The 22258-nt window shown below is 69.9% G+C and carries 20 protein-coding genes; 9 read left to right on the forward strand and 11 right to left on the reverse strand.

All coding sequences use genetic code 11. The annotated features are described in order from the left end of the window. Positions 1 to 386 precede the first annotated feature (386 nt). Both VM306_RS39970 and VM306_RS39975 read left to right on the forward strand, forming a co-directional pair. Positions 387 to 1001: an ATP-dependent Clp protease proteolytic subunit gene (locus VM306_RS39970; protein WP_325524645.1), complete on the forward strand. Its 615-nt coding sequence runs from the start codon at positions 387 to 389 to the stop codon at positions 999 to 1001. Further along, the gene (locus VM306_RS39975) at positions 998 to 1588 is read left to right on the forward strand and encodes a ClpP family protease (protein ID WP_325524647.1); all 591 of its coding nucleotides are present in this window, start codon (positions 998 to 1000) and stop codon (positions 1586 to 1588) included. The genes VM306_RS39970 and VM306_RS39975 overlap by 4 nt, the downstream gene beginning before the upstream one ends. Here the strand turns inward: VM306_RS39975 and VM306_RS39980 are convergent. From VM306_RS39980 to VM306_RS39995, 4 genes are all read right to left on the reverse strand, one after another. Beyond that, positions 1585 to 1932 (reverse strand): helix-turn-helix transcriptional regulator, encoded by a 348-nt coding sequence (locus VM306_RS39980; protein WP_325524650.1) that lies wholly within the window; start codon positions 1930 to 1932, stop codon positions 1585 to 1587. The two genes, VM306_RS39975 and VM306_RS39980, sit on opposite strands and share 4 nt — an antisense overlap. A 77-nt stretch (positions 1933 to 2009) precedes the next feature. After that, entirely contained in the window at positions 2010 to 3515 is a 1506-nt protein-coding gene (locus tag VM306_RS39985) for a tripartite tricarboxylate transporter permease (RefSeq protein WP_325524654.1), read from the reverse strand. Beyond that, the gene (locus tag VM306_RS39990; protein ID WP_325524658.1) at positions 3508 to 3999 is read right to left on the reverse strand and encodes a tripartite tricarboxylate transporter TctB family protein; all 492 of its coding nucleotides are present in this window, start codon (positions 3997 to 3999) and stop codon (positions 3508 to 3510) included. Before VM306_RS39990 ends, VM306_RS39985 begins: the two co-directional genes overlap by 8 nt. Next, positions 3996 to 4967, reverse strand: a complete 972-nt coding sequence (locus tag VM306_RS39995; protein ID WP_325524661.1) for a Bug family tripartite tricarboxylate transporter substrate binding protein — start codon at positions 4965 to 4967, stop codon at positions 3996 to 3998. Before VM306_RS39995 ends, VM306_RS39990 begins: the two co-directional genes overlap by 4 nt. A gap of 143 nt (positions 4968 to 5110) precedes the next feature. On the opposite strand from VM306_RS39995, the gene VM306_RS40000 reads away from it, so the two are divergent. After that, positions 5111 to 6682 carry a sensor histidine kinase gene (locus tag VM306_RS40000; protein WP_325524665.1) on the forward strand — a complete coding sequence of 524 codons (1572 nt, stop codon included), beginning with the start codon at positions 5111 to 5113 and terminating at the stop codon, positions 6680 to 6682. Continuing rightward, the gene (locus VM306_RS40005; RefSeq protein WP_325524667.1) at positions 6679 to 7350 is read left to right on the forward strand and encodes a response regulator; all 672 of its coding nucleotides are present in this window, start codon (positions 6679 to 6681) and stop codon (positions 7348 to 7350) included. Before VM306_RS40000 ends, VM306_RS40005 begins: the two co-directional genes overlap by 4 nt. Here the strand turns inward: VM306_RS40005 and VM306_RS40010 are convergent. Beyond that, entirely contained in the window at positions 7335 to 8477 is a 1143-nt protein-coding gene (locus tag VM306_RS40010) for an NAD(P)/FAD-dependent oxidoreductase (RefSeq protein ID WP_325524670.1), read from the reverse strand. The two genes, VM306_RS40005 and VM306_RS40010, sit on opposite strands and share 16 nt — an antisense overlap. Next, positions 8474 to 9064, reverse strand: coding sequence for a PadR family transcriptional regulator (locus VM306_RS40015; protein ID WP_325524673.1), 591 nt, complete (start codon positions 9062 to 9064; stop codon positions 8474 to 8476). Before VM306_RS40015 ends, VM306_RS40010 begins: the two co-directional genes overlap by 4 nt. Positions 9065 to 9173: 109 nt before the next feature. Between VM306_RS40015 and VM306_RS40020 the strand changes: the two genes are divergently transcribed. The 3 genes from VM306_RS40020 to VM306_RS40030 are packed head-to-tail and all read left to right on the forward strand — an operon-like array spanning position 9174 to position 10531. Next, a complete protein-coding gene (locus VM306_RS40020; protein WP_325524675.1) occupies positions 9174 to 9728 on the forward strand; it encodes a DUF4232 domain-containing protein in 555 nt (184 codons plus the stop codon). A 4-nt stretch (positions 9729 to 9732) separates the two neighbouring features. After that, positions 9733 to 9903 (forward strand): hypothetical protein, encoded by a 171-nt coding sequence (locus tag VM306_RS40025; RefSeq protein WP_325524678.1) that lies wholly within the window; start codon positions 9733 to 9735, stop codon positions 9901 to 9903. Between the two features lie 19 nt (positions 9904 to 9922). Then, positions 9923 to 10531 carry a LysE family translocator gene (locus VM306_RS40030; RefSeq protein ID WP_325524681.1) on the forward strand — a complete coding sequence of 203 codons (609 nt, stop codon included), beginning with the start codon at positions 9923 to 9925 and terminating at the stop codon, positions 10529 to 10531. Here the strand turns inward: VM306_RS40030 and VM306_RS40035 are convergent. The 4 genes from VM306_RS40035 to VM306_RS40050 all read right to left on the reverse strand — a co-directional run bounded on the left by VM306_RS40035 (position 10528) and on the right by VM306_RS40050 (position 17545). After that, on the reverse strand, positions 10528 to 12705 hold the full coding sequence (locus tag VM306_RS40035) for an ATP-binding protein (RefSeq protein ID WP_325524685.1): 2178 nt from the start codon (positions 12703 to 12705) through the stop codon (positions 10528 to 10530). The genes VM306_RS40030 and VM306_RS40035 overlap by 4 nt on opposite strands. Before the next feature lie 64 nt (positions 12706 to 12769). After that, positions 12770 to 15220, reverse strand: coding sequence for a DUF2156 domain-containing protein (locus VM306_RS40040; RefSeq protein ID WP_325524688.1), 2451 nt, complete (start codon positions 15218 to 15220; stop codon positions 12770 to 12772). After that, entirely contained in the window at positions 15217 to 16515 is a 1299-nt protein-coding gene (locus VM306_RS40045; protein WP_325524691.1) for an alpha/beta hydrolase, read from the reverse strand. The genes VM306_RS40040 and VM306_RS40045 overlap by 4 nt, the downstream gene beginning before the upstream one ends. 91 nt (positions 16516 to 16606) lie before the next feature. Next, positions 16607 to 17545 (reverse strand): maleylacetate reductase, encoded by a 939-nt coding sequence (locus VM306_RS40050; RefSeq protein WP_325524695.1) that lies wholly within the window; start codon positions 17543 to 17545, stop codon positions 16607 to 16609. A gap of 101 nt (positions 17546 to 17646) precedes the next feature. Here VM306_RS40050 and VM306_RS40055 point away from each other — a divergent pair, with 101 nt between their 5' ends. Together VM306_RS40055 and recQ are read left to right on the forward strand one after the other, a co-directional pair. After that, positions 17647 to 19497: a Xaa-Pro dipeptidyl-peptidase gene (locus VM306_RS40055; RefSeq protein WP_325524697.1), complete on the forward strand. Its 1851-nt coding sequence runs from the start codon at positions 17647 to 17649 to the stop codon at positions 19495 to 19497. 39 nt (positions 19498 to 19536) lie between these two features. Next, positions 19537 to 21519, forward strand: coding sequence for a DNA helicase RecQ (recQ, locus tag VM306_RS40060; protein ID WP_325524699.1), 1983 nt, complete (start codon positions 19537 to 19539; stop codon positions 21517 to 21519). Between the two features lie 30 nt (positions 21520 to 21549). On the opposite strand, the gene VM306_RS40065 is transcribed toward recQ, so the two are convergent. Then, positions 21550 to 22230: a hypothetical protein gene (locus VM306_RS40065; protein WP_325524702.1), complete on the reverse strand. Its 681-nt coding sequence runs from the start codon at positions 22228 to 22230 to the stop codon at positions 21550 to 21552. Positions 22231 to 22258 lie beyond the last annotated feature (28 nt).

Consider the following 22258-nt stretch of genomic DNA (forward strand, 5'->3'; position numbering starts at 1 on the left):
CAACGCGAGTGCGCGCACGTTGTCGCTGACCGTGGGCTACCAGGACAGCGCTGACGTGGTGAGGAGTTCTGTTGCCGGCGTGGTCGGCTGGAACTCCGCCGGTGTGCTGTCGGTGGGTGAGTCCTTCACCGGCAGCATCGACGAGTTGACGACGTTGCAGGGTGTTCTCGGTTCTTAGAGGACCGCTCCCTCGGCGGGGACGCCGCTGACCGCGCGTGGCTGTGGCGGCGTCCCGAGCCTGACCGCGACGGTGAGTTCGGCGTCCGCCGCGGCTTCCTGCGCACGCCTCGCCAGACTTCGGACGGTCGTGCGCGCCTGCTGTGAGCTGATCTGCCCACAGCAGAGAAAGCAGCGAACCGCACGGGCGCACCGGCATCGTCGGTGCCATGACGAACAACGAGAAGCTCTTCAGCCCAGGGCTGCGGGAACGGTTCTTCAGTCAGCGCGTGCTGATTCTCGACGGCGCGCTCGACGACGACAACGGCACGGTGCTCGCTACCCAGATGCTGTCGCTGGCGAGTGAGGACCCGCGGCAGGACATCGCGTTGTGGATCCACTCGCCGGGTGGTTCGGTGCCCGCGATGCTGGCCATCCGCGACGTGATGCGGCTCGTGCCGTGTGACGTGGCGACGCTCGCGCTGGGACTGGCGTGCAGCGCCGGGCAGTTCCTGCTGTCGTCCGGGAGCAGGGGTAAGCGGTTCGCGTTGCCGCACGCGCGGATCCTGATGCACCAGGGGAGTGCGGGCATCGGCGGGTCGGCCGTCGAGGTCGAGGTGCAGGCGGACGACCTGCGCTACACCAGGGACACCGTGCTCGGGCTGATCGCGGAGGACACCGGGCAGCCGTTCGACCGCGTCTTCACCGACTCGCTGCACGACCGGTGGTTCACCACCGAACAGGCGAAGGAGTACGGGTTCATCGACCACGTGGTCAGCGACCTCGGACAGGTCGTGCCCGTCCGCATGCACAAGCTGGGACTGCACTCGGGAGCTGTCGCATGAGCACCTACACCATTCCCAACGTCATCACGCGGGACGCGCGGGGTGAGCGGGTCATGGACGTCTACTCGCACCTCCTCTCCGAACGGATCGTCTACCTCGGCACCGGGATCGACTCCGGGGTCGCCAACGCGTTGATCGCCCAGCTGCTGCACCTGGAGGCGGACAACCCGGAGCTGGAGATCAACCTCTACATCAACTGCGAGGGCGGCGACCCCGCGGCGATGCTCGCGCTCTACGACACCATGCGCTACATCGAGGCGCCGGTGGCCACCACCTGCGTCGGACAGGCCGTGGCGGCCGGGGCGGTGCTGCTGGCCGCGGGCGCCGAGGGACGCCGGGCCGTGCTGCCCCACGCCAGGGTCGTGCTGCACCAGCCCGCGGCGCAGGGACGCGGGACGATCCCGGACCTGATCCTCGCGGCGGACGAGGTGGTCCGGGTGCGCACGCAGCTCGAGGACATCCTGTCGAAGCACACCGGCCGGGCCGTGGACCAGCTGCGCCACGACACCGACCGGGACCGCGTGTTCGACGCTCCCGGCGCCGTCGAGTACGGGCTCGTGGACCGCGTGCTCGAACGACGTCGTTAGGCGGCCATGAGCACCGGGCCGGAGGGACGGCCGGTGGGGCGCGACGTCTGGAAGTGGCCCGCTGAACGGACGTACGCGCCGTGGCGGCGCACTAAACCGGCGATCCCGACCAGCAGGTCGGCCAGGTCGACGCCCAACGCGCCGGCCACCGCGGCGATCATCTCGCTCGACGGCTCCTTGCGGCCGCGCTCGATCTCGGACAGGTACTGCACCGAGATTCCCGCGCGGTCGGCCACGTCGACGAGGCGCTCGCCCAGCTCCTCCCTCGTCTCGCGCAGCTTGCGGCCCAGGGCCTCCCGCCACAACGGTTCGGGAGCGCGCTTGAAGTCCAGGATCTCCGCCATGCCGACCATCGTGACAGCAGCGCGGCAAAGCAAAAGGGGCGTTCTGCTGACAGCAGAACGCCCCTTCGCCTCGACCATCACACCAGCTGTCCGGCCCTCTCGGCCTTCTTGCGGCGCAACCGCAGCACGACCGCCGTCGCCAGGATCACGACGAGGACGGTGTACGCCACCGCCGCGAACGGGCTGGTGACCAGCGCGCTCAACGAGCCCTCGCTGATCTGCAGCGTGCGCCGGACCTGCTCCTCCGCCATCGGCCCGAGGATCAGGCCGACGACCAGTGGCGCGACCGGATATCCGTGCCGCCGCATGAAGAAGCCGACCACACCGATCGCCAGCAGCACGATCAGGTCGTCCACGACGAAGTTCACCGCGTAGGTGCCCAGCGCCGCGAACAGCAGGATGCCCGCGTAGAGGTACGGCCGCGGGATCTGCAGCACCTTCACCCAGATCTTCACCAGGGGAAGGTTCAGCACGAGCAGCATCACGTTGCCGATGTACAGCGACGCGATCAGCGCCCACACCATCGCCGAGTTGTTGGTGAACAGCAACGGTCCCGGCTGGATGCCGTAGCTCTGGAACGCCGCCACGATCACCGCGGCCGTCGCCGTCGTCGGCAGGCCCAGCGTCAGCAACGGCACCAGAACGCCCGCCGCGGCCGCGTTGTTGGCCGCCTCGGGTCCCGCCACGCCCTCGATCGCGCCCTTGCCGAACTCCTCCGGCCGCTTCGAGAGCTTCTTCTCCGCCGCGTACGACAAGAACGTCGACACGTCCGCGCCACCGGCCGGCACGGTGCCGATCGGGAAGCCGATGAACGTGCCGCGCAGCCACGGCTTCCAGGAACGCGCCCAGAAGTCCCGCGTCATCCACTTGCCGCCCACGGGGATGACCTCGACCGGCCCGTGCCGCAGCCGCGACGCCACGTACAGCGCCTCGCCGACCGCGAACACGCCGACCGCCACCACGACCACGTCGATGCCGTCGGCCAGCGTCGACACCCCGAGGGTGAAGCGCTGCTGCCCCGACAACGTGTCGGTGCCGATCAGGCCGATGAACAGGCCGAGGCCCAGCGACGCCAGCCCGCGCACGGGAGAGGACCCGAGCAGCGCCGCCACGGTCGTGAACGCCACCACCATCAGCGCCACGTAGTCGGCGGGACCGAGCTGCACCGCGAGGTCCGCGATGGTCGGTGCCAGCAACGTCAGCAGGATCGTCGCGATCGTGCCCGCCACGAACGACCCGATGGCCGCGGTCGCGAGCGCGGCAGCACCGCGCCCGGCCCTGGCCATCTTGTTGCCCTCCAGGGCGGTCACGATGGACGACGACTCGCCCGGGGTGTTGAGCAGGATCGAGGTCGTCGATCCGCCGTACATCCCGCCGTAGTAGATGCCCGCGAAGATGATCAGCGCGGCCGTCGGCTCCAGCGTGTACGTCAACGGCAGCAGCAACGCCACCGTCATCGCCGGGCCGATGCCCGGCAGCACGCCGACCGCGGTGCCGAGCGTGACGCCCAGCAACGCGTACAGCAGGTACTCGGGCTGCGCGGCGGTCGCGAAACCCTCCAGGAGAGCGGTGATGCTATCCATCGAGGAACGGCACCCCTTCGAAGATCCCGGCGGGTAGCGACAGACCCAGTCCGGACGCGAAAACCACCTGCACGACGAGCGCGAGCACGATCGCGATCGGCAGCGCCCGCCACCAGGTCGCGCCCAGGGTCCAGGCGGCGCCGAAGAACAGCAGCGCCGCCGCGACGGGCCAGCCGACGACGTCGATCAGCACCAGGTGCGCCACGAGGATCACCACGAGCTTGCCGACGGTCGTCCAGTCGGTGCGGACCGACTCGTCCACGTCCTCGGCGTCCTCGGCCTGTCCGAGCTTGCCCCTGGCCGTGGCGATGATCGCGGCGATGCCCGTCAGCACGAGCAGAACTCCCACGGCGTAAGGAAAAGCACGTGGTCCTACGGCGTTGTCGTCGCGCGCGGCGATCGTGGTCGCGTCGACCAGGGTGAAGACCCCGACCGCCGCGACCAGACCGCCGAACGCGTACTCCTCGACCTTTTCAGCAATCACTTGACGAGCCCGATGTCCTGCAGTGCGGGCTTGACGCGGCCGATCTCCTTGAACATGAAGGTCGAGAACTCGGTGCCGGTGAGGAACGTGTCCGTCCAGCCCTTCTTCTTGAGCTCTTCCTGCCACTGCTCGCTCGCGTGCATGTCGGTGACCAGCTTGGTCAGCCGCAGCTTGGCCTCCGCCGAGATCGAGGCCGGCGCCACGACACCACGCCAGTTGATCAGCTCGACGCCGAGGCCCTTGAACGTCGGCGCGTTCACGTCGGGGTTCGGGTTGGGGCCCGAGGTGCCGAGCGCGCGCAGCTTGCCGGCCTTGATCTGCTCCTTGTACTCGCCGACGCCGGAGATGCCCGCGTCGACCTTCTTGCCCAGCAGAGCCGCCAGCGACTCACCGCCGCCGGAGTACGGCACGTAGTTGAGCTTGGCCGTGTCGATGTTCTTCGCCTTGAGGAGCAGACCGGCGAGGATGTGGTCGGTGCCGCCGGCGGAACCGCCGGTGATCGACACCCCCTTGCCCTTCTCGTTGACCGCGTTGAGCAGGTCCTCGATGGTCTTGTGCGGCGAGTCCGCCGGAACCACGACCACCTCGTCCTCGGCGGTCAGCCGGGCGATCGGCGTGGTCTCCTCGAGCCGTGCCTTGGACGCGTTGGTCTCCACCGCGCCGACCATCACCAGGCCGGTGATCATCAGGAACGACTCGGAGCGCTCCGAGGTGAGCTTCTGCAACCCGACCGTGCCGCCGGCGCCACCGACGTTGCTGACCTGGACGGAGTTGGCGAGCTTGGCGCCGCTCACCGCCGCCTGCATGGCTCGCGCGGTCTGGTCCCAGCCGCCACCGGGGTCCGCGGGCGCCATGATCTCCAGCTTGGCGATGGAGCCACCGTCGGCACTCTTGGCCGACTGGCCACACCCCGCGAGCACCAGTCCAGCAGCGGCGACCGCCACCGCTCGTCTCCAGCCCGTACCCATCGAAGAAGCTCCTAGTTTCGTTGCGAACGTTGCGCGGGGACGCTAGGTAACCACTGCGCCACACGTAAGTGTTCGGTCGTAAGTTGCGTATTGGTCGTTTAGTTCGTGACATGATTCACAGCCGATGCGACAGAATCTCACTCATGTTTCGGCGGTCGGTGTCGTTTGGGGCCTTGCTACTGGCATTGCAGGTGGTCATCGTGTTGATGACGACTTGTGCCGCCGGGCTGCTCGCGGCCAAACTCCAGAGCGACCGCATCCGGGAGTCCTACAAGGACAGGATGCTGTCGGTTGCGGAGAGCGTGGCGCAGTTACCTACTGTAATTGACGCCTTCGGGTCGAATGACCCGACCGTGACGATCCAACCGCTGGCCGAGGTGATCCGGAAGGCGTCCAACGTGACGTACGTGGTCGTCACCGACCGTAATGGCGTCCGCTACGCGCACCCCGACCCGAACCGCATCGGCGAGCGCGTCTCGACCGACCCCAGCGTCGCCCTCTCCGGCGAGATCTTCGTCGGGACGGAGACCGGCACGCTCGGCACGTCGCTCCGGGCGAAGGTGCCGGTGCGGTCGCGCGACGGGCAGATCATGGGCATCGCGTCGGTCGGCATCCTGGAGAGCGAGCTGTCCGACGACTTCGCCGAGGACCTGCCGGAGCTGATCGGCTGGCTGGCGGGGGCGGCGCTGATCGGCGTGCTCGGCGCGGCGCTGATCACCCGGCACTTCCGGCGCCGCACGTTCCGGCTCGAACCGGCCGAGATCGCGCAGCTGCTGGAGACCAGGCACGCCATGCTGCACGGCATCCGCGAAGGCGTCGTCGCCGTGGACGACCAGGAGCGGCTCGCCCTGGTCAACGACGAGGCGAAGCGGCTGCTCGGCCTGGAGGAGGACCCGAGCGGACGGCCTGCGGCCGAGGTCCTCGACGACGGCCTGCTGGACCTGGCGCGCGGCGACGACGACGTCGCCGATCGCCTTGTCCTCGCGGGAGAACGGGTTCTGGTCGCGAACCGCACCACGGCGAAGACGCACGACCGTGCCGTGGGTGTCGTGCTCACGTTGCGCGACAGGACAGAGCTGCACGACGCGTTGCGGGAGCTCGACGGCCAGCGCACGGTCACGGAGGTGCTGCGCGCGCAAGCCCACGAGTTCTCCAACCACCTGCACGTCATCGGCGGTCTGCTGGATCTCGACCGCGGTGCCGACGCCGTCGCGTACATCGAACGGGTCGGTGGCGCGGGCTCGGTCACGGCCGACATCATCGACGGCGCGAACGCCGACCCGGCGCTCGCGGCGTTGCTGCTCGCCAAGTCGTCGACCGCGCACGAACGCGGCGTGCAGCTCAGGCTCGACCCGGAGAGCGCGGTGGACACCCGAGCGGGCGACGACGCGCTGACGGTGCTGGGGAACCTGGTGGACAACGCGGTGGACGCGGTGGAGACGGGCGGCACGGTGCGCGTGCTGGTCCGCTCGTCGAGCAGCGGGGTGCGAGTGGTCGTGGACGACGACGGTCCCGGAGTGGCGGAGTCGGAACGCGGCCGCATCTTCGACCTGGGCGTGAGCTCGAAGGACGCCCAGGGCGCGCACGGCAGGGGAATTGGACTCGCATTGGTGTCGAGGGTGGTGACCCGGCGCAGTGGCCGGGTGGCGATCAACGACTCGGAACTCGGCGGCGCGTCGTTCGACGTGTGGCTGCCGGAAACGGGGAACCGATGAGCGTGCGAACGCTCGTTGTTGATGACGACTTCGCCGTGGCCGCGATCCATCGCGGCTTCCTGGAGGCGATGCCCGAGTTCGAGGTGGTGGGCGAGGCGCACCGCGGCGGGGAGGCGTTGCGGGCGGTCGACGCCCTGCGCCCCGACCTGGTGCTGCTGGACATCCACCTGCCCGACATGTCGGGGCTCGAGGTGCTGTCGCGGTTGCGCGCCCGCGGCGGGACACCGGTCGACGTCATCGCCGTCACGGCGGCGCGCGAACGGGAGACGGTGCGGCAGGCCATGTCCCGCGGTGTGGACAACTACCTCGTGAAGCCGTTCACGCGCACGGCGTTCCTCGACCGCATGCGGGGGTACCTGGCCCAGCGCATCGAGGTGCAGCGGTTCGGGCAGGTGCTGGACCAGGACGAGGTCGACCAGCTGATGCACCACCGGCCGCGCACGGCGGCCATGCCCAAGGGCCTGTCCGCCGTGACGATGCGGCTGGTGATCGACGCGTTGCGGGACTGCGAGAACGACCTCTCGGCCCAGGAGGTCGGTGACAGGGCCGGCCTGTCCCGCGTGAGCGCGCGCCGGTACCTGGAGCACCTGGTGACGATCGGGAAGGCCGAGGTGCAACCGCGGTACGGCATGGCGAACCGCCCGGCGCACGGCTACCGGCTGACCTGAGCGTCCCAGTCGATGCGGTAGTTCTGGTCCCTCGTGAACGCACGGCGCCCGACCGTCTTCATCACGAGGGGCATGAGCAGCCGCGTCACGGGACCGATGCCGCGCTTGTTGTTGTTGGTGCGCGCCGCGCGCGCCGCGATCCCTTCCACGCGAGGGCGGCGCAGGCGTTCATAGGTGGCGAACGCCGTGGGGATGTCACGGATATCGCGCAGGCACCGTGCCAGCTGCACGGCCGACTCCGCCGCGAGCGAGGCGCCCTGACCGGAGCTGGCGCTCGGCGCGTGGGCCGAGTCGCCGACCAGCACCATGCGGTCGCGGTGCCAGCGCGGCACGCTCGGCATGATCTCCAGCGGCCCGGCGCCGATCACGGACTCGCTGTGCGCCAGCAGCTGCTTCGCCGGCACGTCGTCCCCATAGGCCTCGTGCAGCCGCGCCAGCCAGGTGGCGTGCGGAACGGCGTCCATCTCGGCCGCCGTCATCGGCTCCGGGACCGCCAGGTTGGTGAACCACGCGATGGTGCCGTCCGGCTGCGCCCAGTAGCCGAGGAACGAGCTGCCGAAGACGAAGTACATCGTCTCCGGATCGCACCGCACGCCGCTGCCCGAGGCGAACGAGCCGAACCCCAGCAGGCCGACGTACTCGGGGCCGGGAGCGACGGGGTCGATGATCGCGCGGACCGTCGAGCGGATGCCGTCGGCGCCCACCAGCACGTCGCCCGACTCGGTGCTGCCGTCGGAGAACAGCGCCGTGACACCGTCCTCCCGCGTCCGCACGTCCACGAGCCGCTTGCCGTGCTCGACCTTGATCTGGTGCGCCGTCGCGAGATCCCTGAGACGGCGGTAGAGGTCGGTGCGCCACACCACCCGGCTCGGGTCACCCTCGACGGCGCCCAGTGCGTGGCCCTTGCCGTCCGCCATCACCATGCGCCGGACGGGCTCGCCGAAGCCGGTGTCCAGACCGACGACCTCCAGCGCCGCCAGCCCGTTCGGCGCCAGGGTGAGGATCCCGCCGACACCGTCCGCCGTGGCGTCGTACGCCTCGAACACGACCGACTCGATGCCCGCCCTGCGCAGGGCGAGCGCCGTGACGGGCCCCGCGATGCCGCCCCCGATGACCAACGCCTTCATCGTTCCCCTCCGAACACTCGACGCCACAGGTGCTGGTACTCGGTCTTCGCCAGTTCCGCCGTGAGCTTCTCGACGAGCCGCAGTTCGGCCTCCAGCAACGACATCCGGTACTCCTCCTCGACGAGGAAGATCCACTGGACGCCGTCGCCGGTCGCCTTGGCGACCATCCCGCGCGTCTCCTCGAGGTCCTTCTTCAACGCCGCGGCGCGGGTGCGGAGCAGCTCCACGGCCTCCACCGGGTCCAGCACCGAGATGAGCGACAACGCCACGCCGAACTGCGGGTACTCGTGCACCGGGTCGCGGACGAGCTCGCGCATCCAGTCGTACAGCTCGGCCCGCCCGGCCTCGGTCAGCGCGTAGATCGTGCGCTCGGGCCGCTGGGTGTCCTTGACGGTCTCCTGCTCGGCGACGAACCCGGCCTTCCGCAGCTGCTCGACGACCATGTACAGCGAGCCGCGGTTGAACTTGATGTTGCGGTCCTTGCCGGTGTCCTTGAGCTGTTTGCCCAGCTCGTAGGGGTGCAGGGGCTGCATCACGAGATGTGCCAGCACCGCCAGTGCCAGCGGGTTCGACACTTTGCGCCGCATCGGACCTCCATTGGTTTAAATCAACTATCCGCCCCTGACTAGTCAGTGTCAACTAATCTGCGCCTGTGGCATGATCGCGGACATGAGAACCGGGGGCAGGATTCTCGTGTTGACGGCTGCGTTCGTGAGCCTGGTGGCGTGCGGGACGCGTCCGGAGGCGCCGTCGCTCCCGGAACCGACGGTCGCGCGGTCGATCTCGTTGATCACGCCGCCGTCGGGCGACCCCGCCTGCGACACGGGACTGCGCTTCACGACGGGCGCCACCGAGGCGGCGTCGGGCCTGCGCGTGATGGCCGTCGAGGTGCTCAACTGCGGCACGGAACCCGTGCGGCTCAACGGGTATCCGCAGATCAAGCTCCTCGACGAGCAGAGGCGGCAGCTCGACGTGGAGATCGTCCAGGGATCGGGCGGCATCGCGTCGGTCGAGGGCTTCGACGACGCGCCGCATCCCGTCGTAGTGCAGCCGGGGGAGCGCGCGAACACGGCGTTCCTGTGGCGCAACACGCACACGTCGGTCGACCCGCCGCAGGTCGGCAGCCACGTCGACATCGCGGCCGCGGCGGGTGGCACGTGGCAGCCGCTGATGCCGGTCTCGCCGGAACGGGGAATCCTCCTCGACCTCGGCAGCACCGGGCGGATCGGCGTCAGGGCCTGGTCCCGCTAGCCTGGTGCCGAGCAGGGCGATCCATCTCGGCATCGGCCTGCTGTGGTTCCCCGTCCTGATCACGGCGGCCGGCCGGGCTCGCGCTTTCCCGCTGCGGCAACGGATTCCGCTGGACCGCCCGTCCGCGTCGGCGCTGATCGCGTTCCGCTTGAAAACCGCTGCTGACGCGCGCTGACGTGTGATCTGATGAGCGCATGTCGACCGCCGCACTTCTGAGCTTCTCGCTCGTCGCGCTGCTCACCGTCCTCACGCCAGGCCTCGACACGGTGATGGTGCTGCGCACGGCGTTGCTGAGCGGCAAACGCGCGGCGCTGGGTGTCGTCCTCGGCATCTCGCTGGGGTGCCTGGTGTGGGCGGTGGCGAGCCTCGCGGGCCTCACGGCGTTGCTGACGGCATCCGAGGTGGCCTACGACGTCGTCCGCTGGCTCGGCGCGGCCTACCTGATCTACCTGGGCGCCAAGGCTTTGTGGAACTCCCGCAAGGCCGCGTCCCTGGAGGACTCGCGTCCGGTGCCGGGCGCGCGGGCGTCGTTGCGCGTGGGGCTGCTGACGAACCTGCTCAACCCGAAGGTCGGCGTCTTCTACCTGTCGTTGCTGCCGCAGTTCATGCCCGCCGCGCAGCCGGCGTGGGGTGCGGTGCTCGTGGCGATCCACCTCGGACTCGGCCTGGTGTGGCTGCCGTTCCTGGTCGTGGTGGCGGGCCGGGCTCGTGCTTTCCTGCTGCGCCAACGGGTCCTGCTCGACCGGCTGACCGCGTCGGTGTTCGTCGCACTGGGCCTGAAGCTCGCTTTCGAGGCCCGCTAACGCTCCCCCGACGCGGACCGGGACCGGTGCCACGCCGCGAGCGCGACCCTGGTCGGCAGCCCTGGTTTCGCGCCGATGTCGACGACGTGCCGGTCCGCGGTCCTCGGGGAGATGAACAGCCGAGCGCCGATCTGCTTCGCCGTGAAGCTTTCCGCGACCAACCCGGCGATCGTGAACTCCTGCCTGGTCAGCCCGTCCGGCAGCAGGGGCTTGAGCGGACGACGCTCCGAGTCCGGCACCGGTTCGAGGGCGAACTCCATCGCCTGCTCCGGCCGCAGGTCGAGGCCCAGCGTCGTGATGACCGGGTAGTCGTCGGCGAGCGCGCGGCGGACGATCCGGTCCGCCCGCTCCAGCAGCGTGTGGAACGGGCGCATGGTGCCGAACGAGATTCGCGAAACCCGTTCCTGCGATCGCAACGCGCCGAACACCCGTGCCGCGCGGTCGAAGGCCCCCAGTTCGGCGCACGTGCAGGCGAGCAGCCAGAGGCTGTACGCCGGACCCCACGTGTCACCGATCGCCAGCTGCGTCCGCAGCGCCTCGACCGCCAGCGCGTGCGCCTGGGCGGGGTCGCCGTGCAGCAGTTCGTACAGGCCCCGGTGCCAGAGCCCCCAGGCCCGCGACCAGTCGACACCGTTGTTCTCCGCGGTTCTCTGCAGCCCTGTCGTGGCCTTGTCGGCGGCTTCGGCGTCCAGCAGGAAGCACGACGCCATCGCGTGCATCAGCTCGGCGAAGTACAGGTCGCCGGGGGACGAGTACTGCCTGCAGAGTTCGACGACCTGCGCGTACAACGGCCCGCAGTCCGGCGAGCCCTCGACGAAGAAGAGGTGCGTGGCCTCGACGATCAGCAGGTTCACGTCGGTCGTGGCCTGTCGGGGCAGCGCGCGGGCCTCCTCCATCAACGGGATCGCCGTCGCCATGTCGCCCAGCGCCTGCGCCATGTACGCGCAGTGCGCCAGCAAGGACGTCCGCAACGGTGCCTCGGTGATCACCTCACGAGCCGTGGCGAGCAGGTCCCGCGCCTGGCCTAGCCTGCCCGCGGACGCCGTGAACCGGGTGCGCTGCACGTTCATCGCCATGATCGTGCCGGTCTCGGCCAGGTCGGGTGTCTTGAGCGCGTGCCCGATGGCGGCGCGGACGTTCGGCCACTCCTCCCGCAGCCTGCCCATCCACAGGGCCTCGTCCGGGGAGAACCACGACCGCGTCGCCTCGTCGACGAACGCGCTGTAGTGCAACGCATGCCGCCGCAACGGCTCGTCAGCACCGGCGAGCAGCCGAACGCCGAACTCCGCCACCGCGCCCGGCACCCGGTAGCGGGTGTTCTGGGTGACCTGGCTCGTCGACGCCACCACGATGGACTTCCGCACCAGCGAGGACACCGTCTCCAGCACGCCCTCACCCGCGACCGCCTCCGCCGCGGCCAGGTCGAAGTCCGCCGGGAACACCGACAACGCCGCCCACGCCCGCCGTTCGTCGTCCGTGCAGTGCCGCGCCGACCACTCGAGCACCTGGTCCAGCGTCGCCGTCCCCAGCTCCCCGAGCACGTCGGCCGCCGGTATCTCGGTCATCCGCGCGGCCACGAGCTCGATCGCGAGCGGCAACCCGTCCACCGCCCGGCACAGCGCCCTGACCTCCGGCCCGTCGGTCGACGCCGCGTCCGCCCTGTCCAGGAACAGCTCCACGGCCTCGTCGCCCAGCGACGGCACCGGCACCAGGTGCTCGCCGTAGACGCCGAGCGGTTCCCTGGAGGTCGTGAGGACCGTGAGCCCCTTGCATCCCTGCAACAGGCGGTGCACCAGGTGCCGCACCTCGTCCAGGAGGTGGTCGCAGCGGTCGAGGACGAGCAGCAGATGCTTGTCGTACAACGACTCCACGAGCCGCCCGGACCCGCCGCCCCGGGAGTTGTCGACGATCCGCAGCTCGGCCGCGACCGTGCGGGCGAGCAGCGCCGGGTCGCCGAGGTCCGCGAGCCGCACCTCCCAGACGCCGTGCTGGAACGTCCCCGCCCGCGCCGCGGCACGCCCGATCTCCACGGCGACGCGCGTCTTGCCGGCGCCGGCAGGCCCTGCGAGGGTGATCAGCCGGGCCCGGCCGAGGAGCGCCCAGGTGTCGGCGAGCACCGCACGACGACCGATGATCGTCGTGGTCTGGGCAGGCAGGTCACCCCGCACGGTCATCGGCGCATCTTCGCCCAGTACCGCCGGGGTGTGCGGGAGAGGAACAGCTCTCCACCCTTTCGGACTACATGATTCGGCTCGGCGTGGCGGCGCGCCCGCGGGTCCGGATGATCATCTTCGTCGCGAGCCGGAGCCCCTGGCGTGCGTTGAGGTGCGGGAGGTACGCGCGGCTGACGGCGTTCGCGATGCGCGGCAGAGCCGCCGAGTCCGGGTACGCCATGAACATCGGCCGGTACTTCGGCTGGAACTTCGCCTTGAACGCGAACAGCGACCGGAACCCGTACACGGGCTCCAGCACCTGCCCGGTCAGGTCCAGGACGCGCTGCAGCGCCCGCGGACGTTCACCGCGGTCCAGCCGGGCGAGCGGCGCTCCCGACAGGCTCAGGAACTTCGCGCCCTCTGCCTGGAGCTGCTGAGCCGCCGAGGCGATCAGGAACTCCATGGAACCGCGGAACCCGTGGGCGCGGCGGCGCATGAAGTCGAGCGTCCACCCGACGACCTCGCCGTCGGCGTACACCGGCAGCCAGCTCGTGATGCCGTGCACGGTGCGATCGCCGTCCACGGCCAGCAGGCAGCGGACACCGTCGCCGCTCAGCTCCTCCAGCCCGCCCAGCGTGAAGCCCATCTCGGGCAGGCCCTTGTCCGCCACCCACTCCGCCGAGATCGACCGGATCTGGTCGGTGACCGCGAACGGCGCGTCGGCGTACGTGCACCACTCGGCGGTGATGCCGGCCTTGGCGGCCTTGTTCAGCGCCGTGCGCACGTCCTGCCACTTCTTGCCGGTGAAGCTCAGCTCGTGCAGCTCGATCACGGTGTCCTCGGCGACCTGCACCGCGGACCACCCCAAGCCCTCGACCACCTCCCTCGTCTCGTCATCCACGCTGTACAGGCACGGCGTCCACCCGTTGTGCGCGCAGAACTCGGCGAACCCGCGCACGGCATCGGCACGCGCCGGGCCGATCGGGTCGCCGACCGTCAGCGCGATCGTCGCCACGACCCGGTACGCGATCGCCGTCTCGCCGTCGGGCGTGAACCAGTACTGGTTGCCACGCCACGTCGTCATGTACGACAGCGACGAACCGCCGTGCCGCCGCATCAGCTCACGGGCGTGCTCCGCCTCCTTCTCGCACGCCGACGGCCACGACCGCCACGACGCCATCAGCAGACCCGCCAGCACGATCAGCCAGAACACCACGCCCGTGTACTCGAACAGCAGCGCGCCGGCGAACCCCTCCGCGGAGAACTGCAGCGGCACCAGGCCGAGGTAGCCCGGCGGCAGGAACCGCGTGGGCAGGTCCGCGAGCAGCGCGGCGAACCCCGGCTCCGGCGAGAACTGGTCGCGGACCAGGTACCCGCCGAACACGTACAACGCCGACAGCAACGCGACACTGCCCGCCGTGAACCGCCAGAACCTCCTGACGGCACGCCGGGGCAGACGCACGGTGAAGTGCCCGCGCGTCACCAGCAGCACGACCGTGATCGCCAGCGGTACCAGCATCGGGATGCCGAAGGAGAACGCCGTCTCCCACGCACCCACGTCCGGAATCCGCGCGGCCTCCACGACGTACCACCCGATGAACGCGGTGCACGCCACGTTGCACACCAGCGCCGACCACCACGCGAACTGACGCCCGCGCCGCAGCCCTTCCGCCAGCACGAGCAGCAGCAACGCCGGCAGCAGCGACATCACGAGCGCGGGGAACCGGCCGTACGACAGCTGGATCAGCATCGTCCGGCAGACGTCCACCACGTCCGCGCCGCACACCTCGTCGACGTACTCCTGCGACGGCTGGGCGACCGCCACCAGGTCCGCGAACCACGCCAGCGGGCCGTTCGGGTACGGCGACATCATCGCCACGACCGGCCCGAGCGCCGACGCGGCCAGCAGCAGCGCCACCAGCACGCGCGTCTCCTGGAACGACCTCGGCTTGCGCTCCGGCCCGCCCTTCAGGAACAACGCCCCGATCAGCAACCCGGCCACGCCACCGGACAGTCGGAGCAGATCTTCGAGCCAACCCGAGTACAGGGTAAGGACCAGCACCGACAAGATCATCATCAGCCGGACGCGGCGCCTCCACGGCGGAGGCATCCGGAACGTCAGCGCCAGCGCCAGGCCGACCCCGCCGGTCGACGGTCCCGCGGCGATCTCGCCCACCAGCGACTCGAGCCACGACCAGTGCACGTCCCGCCCGAGCTGCACCAGGCCGAGTCCCAGGAACAAGCCGACGACGTGCGAGGTGAGAAAGACCGCCGAGGTCTTCAGCGCACCGAACGAGCGCTCGGCCAGCGGGCCGAAGACGAGCAGCAGGACCGTGGTCGCCACGTACCCCAGCAGGTCCATCGACCACAGCGCCGAGCTGAGCACCGTCCACAGGGGACTGCCGGTGCCGAACCCGGTCCACGCGAGCAGTTCGTCGTTCTGGTCGCCCACCGCGCCGGTCAACGCCCCGACCGTCCAGAAGACGATCAGGAAGACGCACGTCAGCGGCGCACCGCGGAACAGCCTGGCGATCATCTGACCAGTCCTGTCCGCGCCGCGAGCCACGGCAGCGACCCGAAGAGGCCCTCCCGCGCCATGGTCCAGTCGTGACCGTTCGGCAGTTCTTTCCACAGCACGTCCATTCCGGCGTTGCGGCAGGCCTCGAACACCTCGGCGTCCGCCTTGCGGTACATCGAGTCGTCCCGGCCCGCGACGATCACGCCCGCCGTCTTCGGGAACCGCTGGCGCGCGAGGACGTCCCTGGGGTTGACCCGGGTGAACGCGGCCTCGTCGCCGCCGAACACCGTCTTGACCGTTTCCTGTCGCGTGCTGAGCGTGGGTTCCCCTTGCGGTGCAAGGGCGATGAAGTTGCCGTACACATCCGGCGCGCGCACGGCCAGCTGTACTGAGCACGTGGCACCTTGCGAGAAGCCCGCGACGGTCCAGGCTTCACGGCGCTCGTCGACGGTGAGCCGCTGCTTGATCCACGCGGGCACGTCACGGGCCAGGTACGTCTCGGACTGGCCCAGCTTCGAGTCGAGGCACAGCGGGTTCGCCGTCGTGGTGCCGAGCTGGTCGGCCACGACGACGATCGGCGCGAGACCGTCGTGCGCCCGCGCGTACGCGTCCAGGTTGTCGAGGATCCGGCCACCGTCGAACCAGTCGCGCGGACTGCCGGGCTGGCCCGCCATCAGCACGATGACGGGCAGCCGTGGCCGCGGAGCCGTGTGGTAGGCGGGCGGCAGGTACACCCACGCCGGCCGCGCCTTGAACGCGCCGGGGATCTCCGCCTCGGAGACGGTGCCCTTGTCCGGGAGTCCCTCCGGCCGCTTCCAGATCTCGGAGAGCGTCCTGCCCACCGGCACCTCGACCACGCCGGCCGCCGGGGGAGCGGCCTCGTTCAGGTCGACCCGGTCGTTCCTGAAGATGTCCAGCACCGCGCGCGTGTTCGGGTACTGCCCGAAGTGCGCGTTCGCCGCGACCGCCGCGCTCGTCAGCACGCCCAGGATCAGGAGCACGCCGAACGCCCGCCCGTACCACCGTCCGGAACGCAGCCGCGCGACCGCGAGCACCACAGCGAGCAGGACCGCGCCCAGCCACACCATCAGGATCACCGGCAGCGGTTCGGGCCACGGTTTCCACAGATGGTTGATGACGAGCGTCAGACCGGTCACGAAGAGTGCGCACGACAGCACGGCGACGGGTAGTACGCGGACCCGCCAGGTCCTGTCCTTCCGGATCGCCAGGTAGGTCAGTGCGAGCACGGCCGCGACCGTGGCGACCTGGGGGATCGGTCCGTCTATCAGGGACAGGTCCAACGGGCTGGGCATGTCCGCGATGCTTCAGGAAGTCTTCAGGTTCCACATCGGATGTTCGTCTCGGTTCAGAGGCGTGAACATCAGCCTGAAGAATGACAACCCATCAGACCGGGGATGCGTCTCGCCACGCATTGGTCAACACCCGCAGCGCGTCGGGGTGCTCGGCGATCTCCGCAGCACGGGACAAATCGGACTCGGCCATCCCCAGTTCGCGCAACGAAGTCGCCGCACCGAAGCGCGTGGCCGTATTGTGGATGCGCTTGGTCAGATCTTCTGGTGCCGTGTGCGAGAGCAGGGCCGTGTGTGTGGCGGCATGCGGCAATCCGAACGTACCGCCCAAAACGTGCGCAAGCTTGTGGTGCAGTCCCATGGGGACTGACGCGAGGCACGTCCCTGCGAGCCAGGCCGACGACAGCAGTTCGGTGCGCGCTTCCACAGTGGACGGGTCTCCGCTCAAAGCGTGCAAAACACCCTCCATCGCCTTGGTCGCGATGGCGTCGATCAACGGATTTGCGTTGCCCCTCGCCGCGACGGCGTGCGCGAGAGCGTTGAGCGCGCTTGTGACCGTGACGTCGAGCGGCAGGTCCAGCGTCAGGTCGACGTCGTAGATCACCGTGTCCGGCTGGATCGCCGGGTCGCGCCGCGTCTTCTTCAGCCCCGATGCCGTCTCCCCGAGGACCGGCGTGACCTCGGAACCCGCGTAGGTGGTCGGGATGATGATCTGCGGTACACCCGCGCGCACCGACAGCGCCTTCGCCAGCCCGGTGCTCGACCCGCCACCGACCGATACGACGCAGTCCGCGCCGTGTTCGTGCAACAGCGCGAGCGCGCGCTCTGTGACCTCGACGGGCGTGTGCATGGCCGCGCCGGTGAATCGGGCCGTGAGCAACGGGCCGAGTTCGTCGGCCACCTCGTCGCCGCCGTGCCGGGCGATCAGCAGGACCCGCGTGGCGCCGAGTCGCTCGGCTTCCGCGCGCACGGAGGTGGCGGTGCCGCGGCCGAAGACGACTCGGGTACGCGCGGGTTCGAAGGTGAAGCTCACGATCGTCGAATATTCGCCACGAGGCGTAGCCGGCGCAACTGCGGAGGATCAAGCCTTTCGGCTCTGACGGGCGACTTCGTCACTCCTTAGCGTGAAACTCCATGAAGCGTGTTCGTGTTGTAGTGGCGTTAGCAGGAGCCCTGACCCTGCTGCCACTCCCTGCCACAGCGGCGACACCGGCGTTCACCCTGTCCGGCGGCGTGTCAGCGCCGATCCACTCGATGGCCGACGCGGTCCGCGAGACCGTCTACGTCGACTCCGGGCTCGACCTCGACGGCGACGGCACCCGCGACCGGGTCGCCGCCGACATCATCAGGCCGTCCACGACCGGGCGCGTGCCCGTGATCATGGAGGCCAGCCCCTACTACCAGAGCACGGGACGCGGCAACGAGAGCGAGGTCAAGACCTACGACTCCGCCGGTGTGCCGGTGAAGTTCCCGTTGTTCTACGACAATTACTTCGTCCCGCGCGGCTACGCGGTCGTGCTGGTCGACTTCCTCGGCACGAACCGGTCGCGCGGCTGCGTCGACGTCGGCGGCCAGTCCGAGATCGCGTCCGGCACCGCCGTGATCGACTGGCTGAACGGCCGTCGCACCGGCTACACGACCCTGACCGGCACCGCGACCAGGTCGGCCTCGTGGTCGACCGGCGCCGTCGGCATGACCGGCAAGTCGTGGGACGGCTCGATCGCGAACGGCGTGGCCTCCACCGGGATCGACGGGCTGAGGACCATCGTGCCGATCGCCGGCATCAGCTCCTGGTACGACTGGTTCCGCTCCGACGGAGTCGCGTACAACAGCTACAGCTCGCCGACCGGGCTGGGATCGCAGTTCGAGAACTCCAACGCGCGCTCACGGTGTGGTGCCGTGCGCACGCAGATGACAAACGGCTCTCCGGCCAATGGCGACTACACGGCGATGTGGCAAGCGCGCGACTTCGTGCGCAACGCCTCACGCGTGAAGGCGTCGGTCTTCGCCATTCACGGGCAGAACGACCTCAACGTGAAGACGTTGCAGTACGGCCAGTTCTGGGACGCGCTGCCCGCGTCGGTCCCGAAGAAGCTGTGGTTCTCGCAGACCGCGCACGTCGACCCGTTCGACTTCCGGCGCGGTGAATGGGTCGCCACGCTGCACCGGTGGTTCGACCGCTGGCTGCTGAACGTGCAGAACGGCATCGAGAACGAGGCGCAGGTGTCTGCGGAGCGCGCGCCTGACCAGTGGGAGGACGACCAGACGTGGCCGCCCGCGGGAACCGTCGGCACCGTGTTGCGTCCTTCTTCTTCGGGCCTCGGCACGGCGGCCGGCACGGGCACGGCGGCGTTCACCGACAATGGCAGTGCGACGCCGTCCACCTGGCTCTCCGGCTCGAACACCGGCCGGGTGGTCTACTCGACGGCACCGCTCACATCGGACCTGCGCGTCGCAGGCACGTCGTCGATCACGCTGGGTGTGTCGTCGTCGACGCCGACCGCACACCTGACGGCGTATCTCGTCGACTACGGCCCGGCACAGGTGCGGACGGGCGAGGGCATCCGAACCCTGACGACGGAGTCGTGCTGGGGTGAGAGCCGCACGGGCGATGACGCCTGTTACCGCAACACGGAGGCAACGTCGGGCACCGTCGACGCGCAGATCATCGCGCGCGGCTGGGCGGATCTCGCGAACTACGAGTCCCGCTCCGTCACGCGCACGATCACGCCGGGAACCAGGTACGGCATCACGTTCCGACTGTCCACAACGGACCACGTGATCCCGGCGGGGCACCGGCTGGGCCTGCTGATCGGCGGCACCGACTCGAGCGCCGTCGTGCGGCCGAGCCAGCTGCCCAGGCTGACCGTCGACCTGGCGAGCACCTCCGTGCGGATCCCGCTGAAGGGCGCGGTGCCCTCCGCGTCGCCCGCCCCGCTGACCGCCACCAGTGTTTCCGCTGGTACGAGGAGCGAGCTGGGCTAGCCACCCCGAGTGTCGGTGCTGCTCGCTAGCATCGGCGCCATGGGTTCAACCGACGGTGTCGTTCTCGGAGACGCGTTGCAGGTCCTGCAGCGCGTCTTCGGGTACCCCGAGTTCCGCGGCGACCAGGCCGACATCGTCGAGCACGTGATCTCGGGCGGCGACGCGCTCGTGCTCATGCCGACCGGTGGCGGCAAATCCCTGTGCTACCAGGTCCCCGCCCTGGTCCGGCCGGGCACCGGAGTGGTGGTCTCACCGCTCATCGCGCTGATGCAGGACCAGGTGGACGCGCTGCGCGCCCTCGGTGTCCGCGCGGGCTTCCTGAACTCCTCGCTGTCGTGGGACGAGCGCCGGATGGTCGAGGCCGAGTTCGTCAACGGCCAGCTCGACCTGCTCTACCTGGCGCCGGAGCGCCTCACGTCCGAAGCGACGCTGAAGCTGCTGGACCAGGGCGAGATCGCGCTCTTCGCGATCGACGAGGCGCACTGCGTCTCCCAGTGGGGCCACGACTTCCGGCCCGACTACCTCTCGCTGACGCAGCTGCACGAGCGCTGGCCGAAGGTGCCGCGCATCGCGCTGACCGCCACGGCGACGGACGCGACGCGCAAGGAGATCCTGACGCGGCTCGACCTCTCCGAGGGCCGCCAGTTCGTCTCCAGCTTCGACCGCCCGAACATCCAGTACCGCATCGTTCCCAAGAAGGAACCGAAGAAGCAGCTCCTCGACCTGCTGCGCGTCGAGCACAGCGGCGACGCGGGCATCGTCTACTGCCTCTCCCGCGCCTCCGTGGAGAAGACCGCGGAGTTCCTGGTGGCGAACGGCATCCCGGCGCTGCCGTACCACGCGGGCCTGGACTCGTCGGTGCGCCAGCGCAACCAGGCCCGGTTCCTGCGCGAGGAGGGCCTGGTCATGGTCGCCACGATCGCGTTCGGCATGGGCATCGACAAGCCGGACGTCCGCTTCGTGGCCCACCTCGACCTCCCGAAGTCCGTCGAGGGCTACTACCAGGAGACGGGCCGCGCGGGCCGCGACGGCCTCCCGTCCACCGCCTGGCTCGCCTACGGCCTGCAGGACGTGGTGCAGCAGCGCAAGATGATCGAGTCGTCGGAAGGCGACCTGGCCTTCCGCCGCCGCTCGCAGATGCACCTCGACGCGATGCTGGCGCTCTGCGAGACCATCACGTGCCGCCGCACCAGGCTCCTCGAGTACTTCGGCCAGAGCGGCGTGCCGTGCGGCAACTGCGACACGTGCCTGGTGCCACCCGAGTCGTGGGACGGCACGGTCGCCGCCCAGAAGCTCCTCTCCACGGTCTGGCGCCTGCGCAACGAGCGCGGTCAGAAGTTCGGCGCCGGCCAGGCCATCGACATCCTGCTGGGCCGCAAGACCGCCAAGGTCATCCAGTTCGACCACGACCAGCTGAGCACGTTCGGCCTGGGCGAGGACCTGAACGAGAGCGAGTGGCGGGGCGTGGTCCGCCAGCTCCTGGCCCAGGGCCTGCTCGCGGTGGAAGGCGAGTACTCGACCCTCGTCCTCACCGGGGCGAGCGCCGAGGTGCTGGGTCGCAAGCGCGAGGTGAAGATGCGCAAGGACCCCACCCCGGCCCGTTCGACCACCCGCACCGCCACGGCGGCCGCCGTCAAGCAGAAGGTCGACCTGCCCTCCGAGGCGGCCCCGCTCTTCGAGTCGCTCCGCGACTGGCGCGCGCAGCAGGCCCGTGAACAGGGCGTTCCTGCTTACGTGATCTTCCACGACGCCACCCTGAAGTCCATCGCCGCCTCACGCCCCGGTTCCCTGTCGGCTCTGGGCGCGGTCAGCGGTGTGGGCCAGGCGAAGCTGACGAAGTACGGCGAGCAGATCCTCGAGGTGGTGGCCGGCGGCGGACCGGCCCCGGCCGCTCCTGCTCCCGCGCCGGCCCCGAAGGTCAAGCAGAAGACCACGACCGCGGGCGGCGCGGCGTGGGGGTCGGGCGGCGCGGCGGACGAGTGGCCGGAGCCGGAAGAGCCCGACGAGCCGATGGACTGGTGACGCGCGAGCGGTGGCCGGCGCCGGACGCGGTCAGGTCACCTTCTCGACCTGGACGCGCTTGATCACGTTCTTCCCGGACTCTCCGATAAGGGCGAACGCCGCGCTGTTCAGCACCACGCAGGCCGGCCCGACTCCGACGACCCGCACGGTCGTCTGCCGCCCGTTGTCGAGGTTGGTCACGCGAACCGACGTCCCGACGGGCAGCTGCGACGAGAAGGCTCCGGGCGCGCCGCTCACCGCGGACAGCCCGACCGTCGCGCCGTCGCACACGACCTGACCGACGACTCCCGAAGCTCGCACTCGGGACGTGGCCGACCGGACGGGCGTGGGCGCCGGCGCGTTGCCCACGATCTCCACCCGGACTCGCCGCAGGACGGTGTCCGGCTCGGCCGATCGAAGCGCGTCGAAGGCCGCGGAGTTCAGCACCGCGCACCCGGCAGCGGGCCCGGTGACCGGCACGGTGATCGCCCGGCCGTTCGTGAGGTTCGTGATGCGCAGGGAGGTTCCGGCCGGGAACTGGTCCGATGCCACACCGGCCGGTCCTGTCGAGGCGGCCGCGCTCAGAGGCCGACCAGCGCAGACCTCCTTGCCCGCCACTCCCGACTGGGACGCCGGGGCACCGGATCCGGCCACGGCGTAGGCCGCGCCCCCGATGGCCGCGACGACCGAGAACACCCCGGCGCTCGCGAGCCAGCCCTTCGACCAGCGCATGGGCAACACCCGACCTTCCTCTCAGGCC

The sequence above is a fragment of the Lentzea sp. genome (assembly GCF_035525475.1).
Lineage (GTDB): Bacteria > Actinomycetota > Actinomycetes > Mycobacteriales > Pseudonocardiaceae > Lentzea.

Excerpts from the sequence above, each read along its gene's own strand:
- VM306_RS40040 (WP_325524688.1), bottom strand. The coding sequence starts at position 15,220 with ATGATCGCCAGGCTGTTCCGCGGTGCGCCGCTGACGTGCGTCTTCCTG.
- VM306_RS40045 (WP_325524691.1), bottom strand. The coding sequence starts at position 16,515 with ATGCCCAGCCCGTTGGACCTGTCCCTGATAGACGGACCGATCCCCCAG.
- VM306_RS39975 (WP_325524647.1), top strand. The coding sequence starts at position 998 with ATGAGCACCTACACCATTCCCAACGTCATCACGCGGGACGCGCGGGGT.
- VM306_RS40035 (WP_325524685.1), bottom strand. The coding sequence starts at position 12,705 with ATGACCGTGCGGGGTGACCTGCCTGCCCAGACCACGACGATCATCGGT.
- VM306_RS40010 (WP_325524670.1), bottom strand. The coding sequence starts at position 8,477 with ATGAAGGCGTTGGTCATCGGGGGCGGCATCGCGGGGCCCGTCACGGCG.
- VM306_RS40055 (WP_325524697.1), top strand. The coding sequence starts at position 17,647 with ATGAAGCGTGTTCGTGTTGTAGTGGCGTTAGCAGGAGCCCTGACCCTG.
- VM306_RS39980 (WP_325524650.1), bottom strand. The coding sequence starts at position 1,932 with ATGGCGGAGATCCTGGACTTCAAGCGCGCTCCCGAACCGTTGTGGCGG.
- VM306_RS40015 (WP_325524673.1), bottom strand. The coding sequence starts at position 9,064 with ATGCGGCGCAAAGTGTCGAACCCGCTGGCACTGGCGGTGCTGGCACAT.
- recQ (WP_325524699.1), top strand. The coding sequence starts at position 19,537 with ATGGGTTCAACCGACGGTGTCGTTCTCGGAGACGCGTTGCAGGTCCTG.
- VM306_RS39985 (WP_325524654.1), bottom strand. The coding sequence starts at position 3,515 with ATGGATAGCATCACCGCTCTCCTGGAGGGTTTCGCGACCGCCGCGCAG.
- VM306_RS40030 (WP_325524681.1), top strand. The coding sequence starts at position 9,923 with ATGTCGACCGCCGCACTTCTGAGCTTCTCGCTCGTCGCGCTGCTCACC.
- VM306_RS40065 (WP_325524702.1), bottom strand. The coding sequence starts at position 22,230 with ATGCGCTGGTCGAAGGGCTGGCTCGCGAGCGCCGGGGTGTTCTCGGTC.
- VM306_RS40000 (WP_325524665.1), top strand. The coding sequence starts at position 5,111 with ATGTTTCGGCGGTCGGTGTCGTTTGGGGCCTTGCTACTGGCATTGCAG.
- VM306_RS39995 (WP_325524661.1), bottom strand. The coding sequence starts at position 4,967 with ATGGGTACGGGCTGGAGACGAGCGGTGGCGGTCGCCGCTGCTGGACTG.
- VM306_RS39970 (WP_325524645.1), top strand. The coding sequence starts at position 387 with ATGACGAACAACGAGAAGCTCTTCAGCCCAGGGCTGCGGGAACGGTTC.
- VM306_RS40005 (WP_325524667.1), top strand. The coding sequence starts at position 6,679 with ATGAGCGTGCGAACGCTCGTTGTTGATGACGACTTCGCCGTGGCCGCG.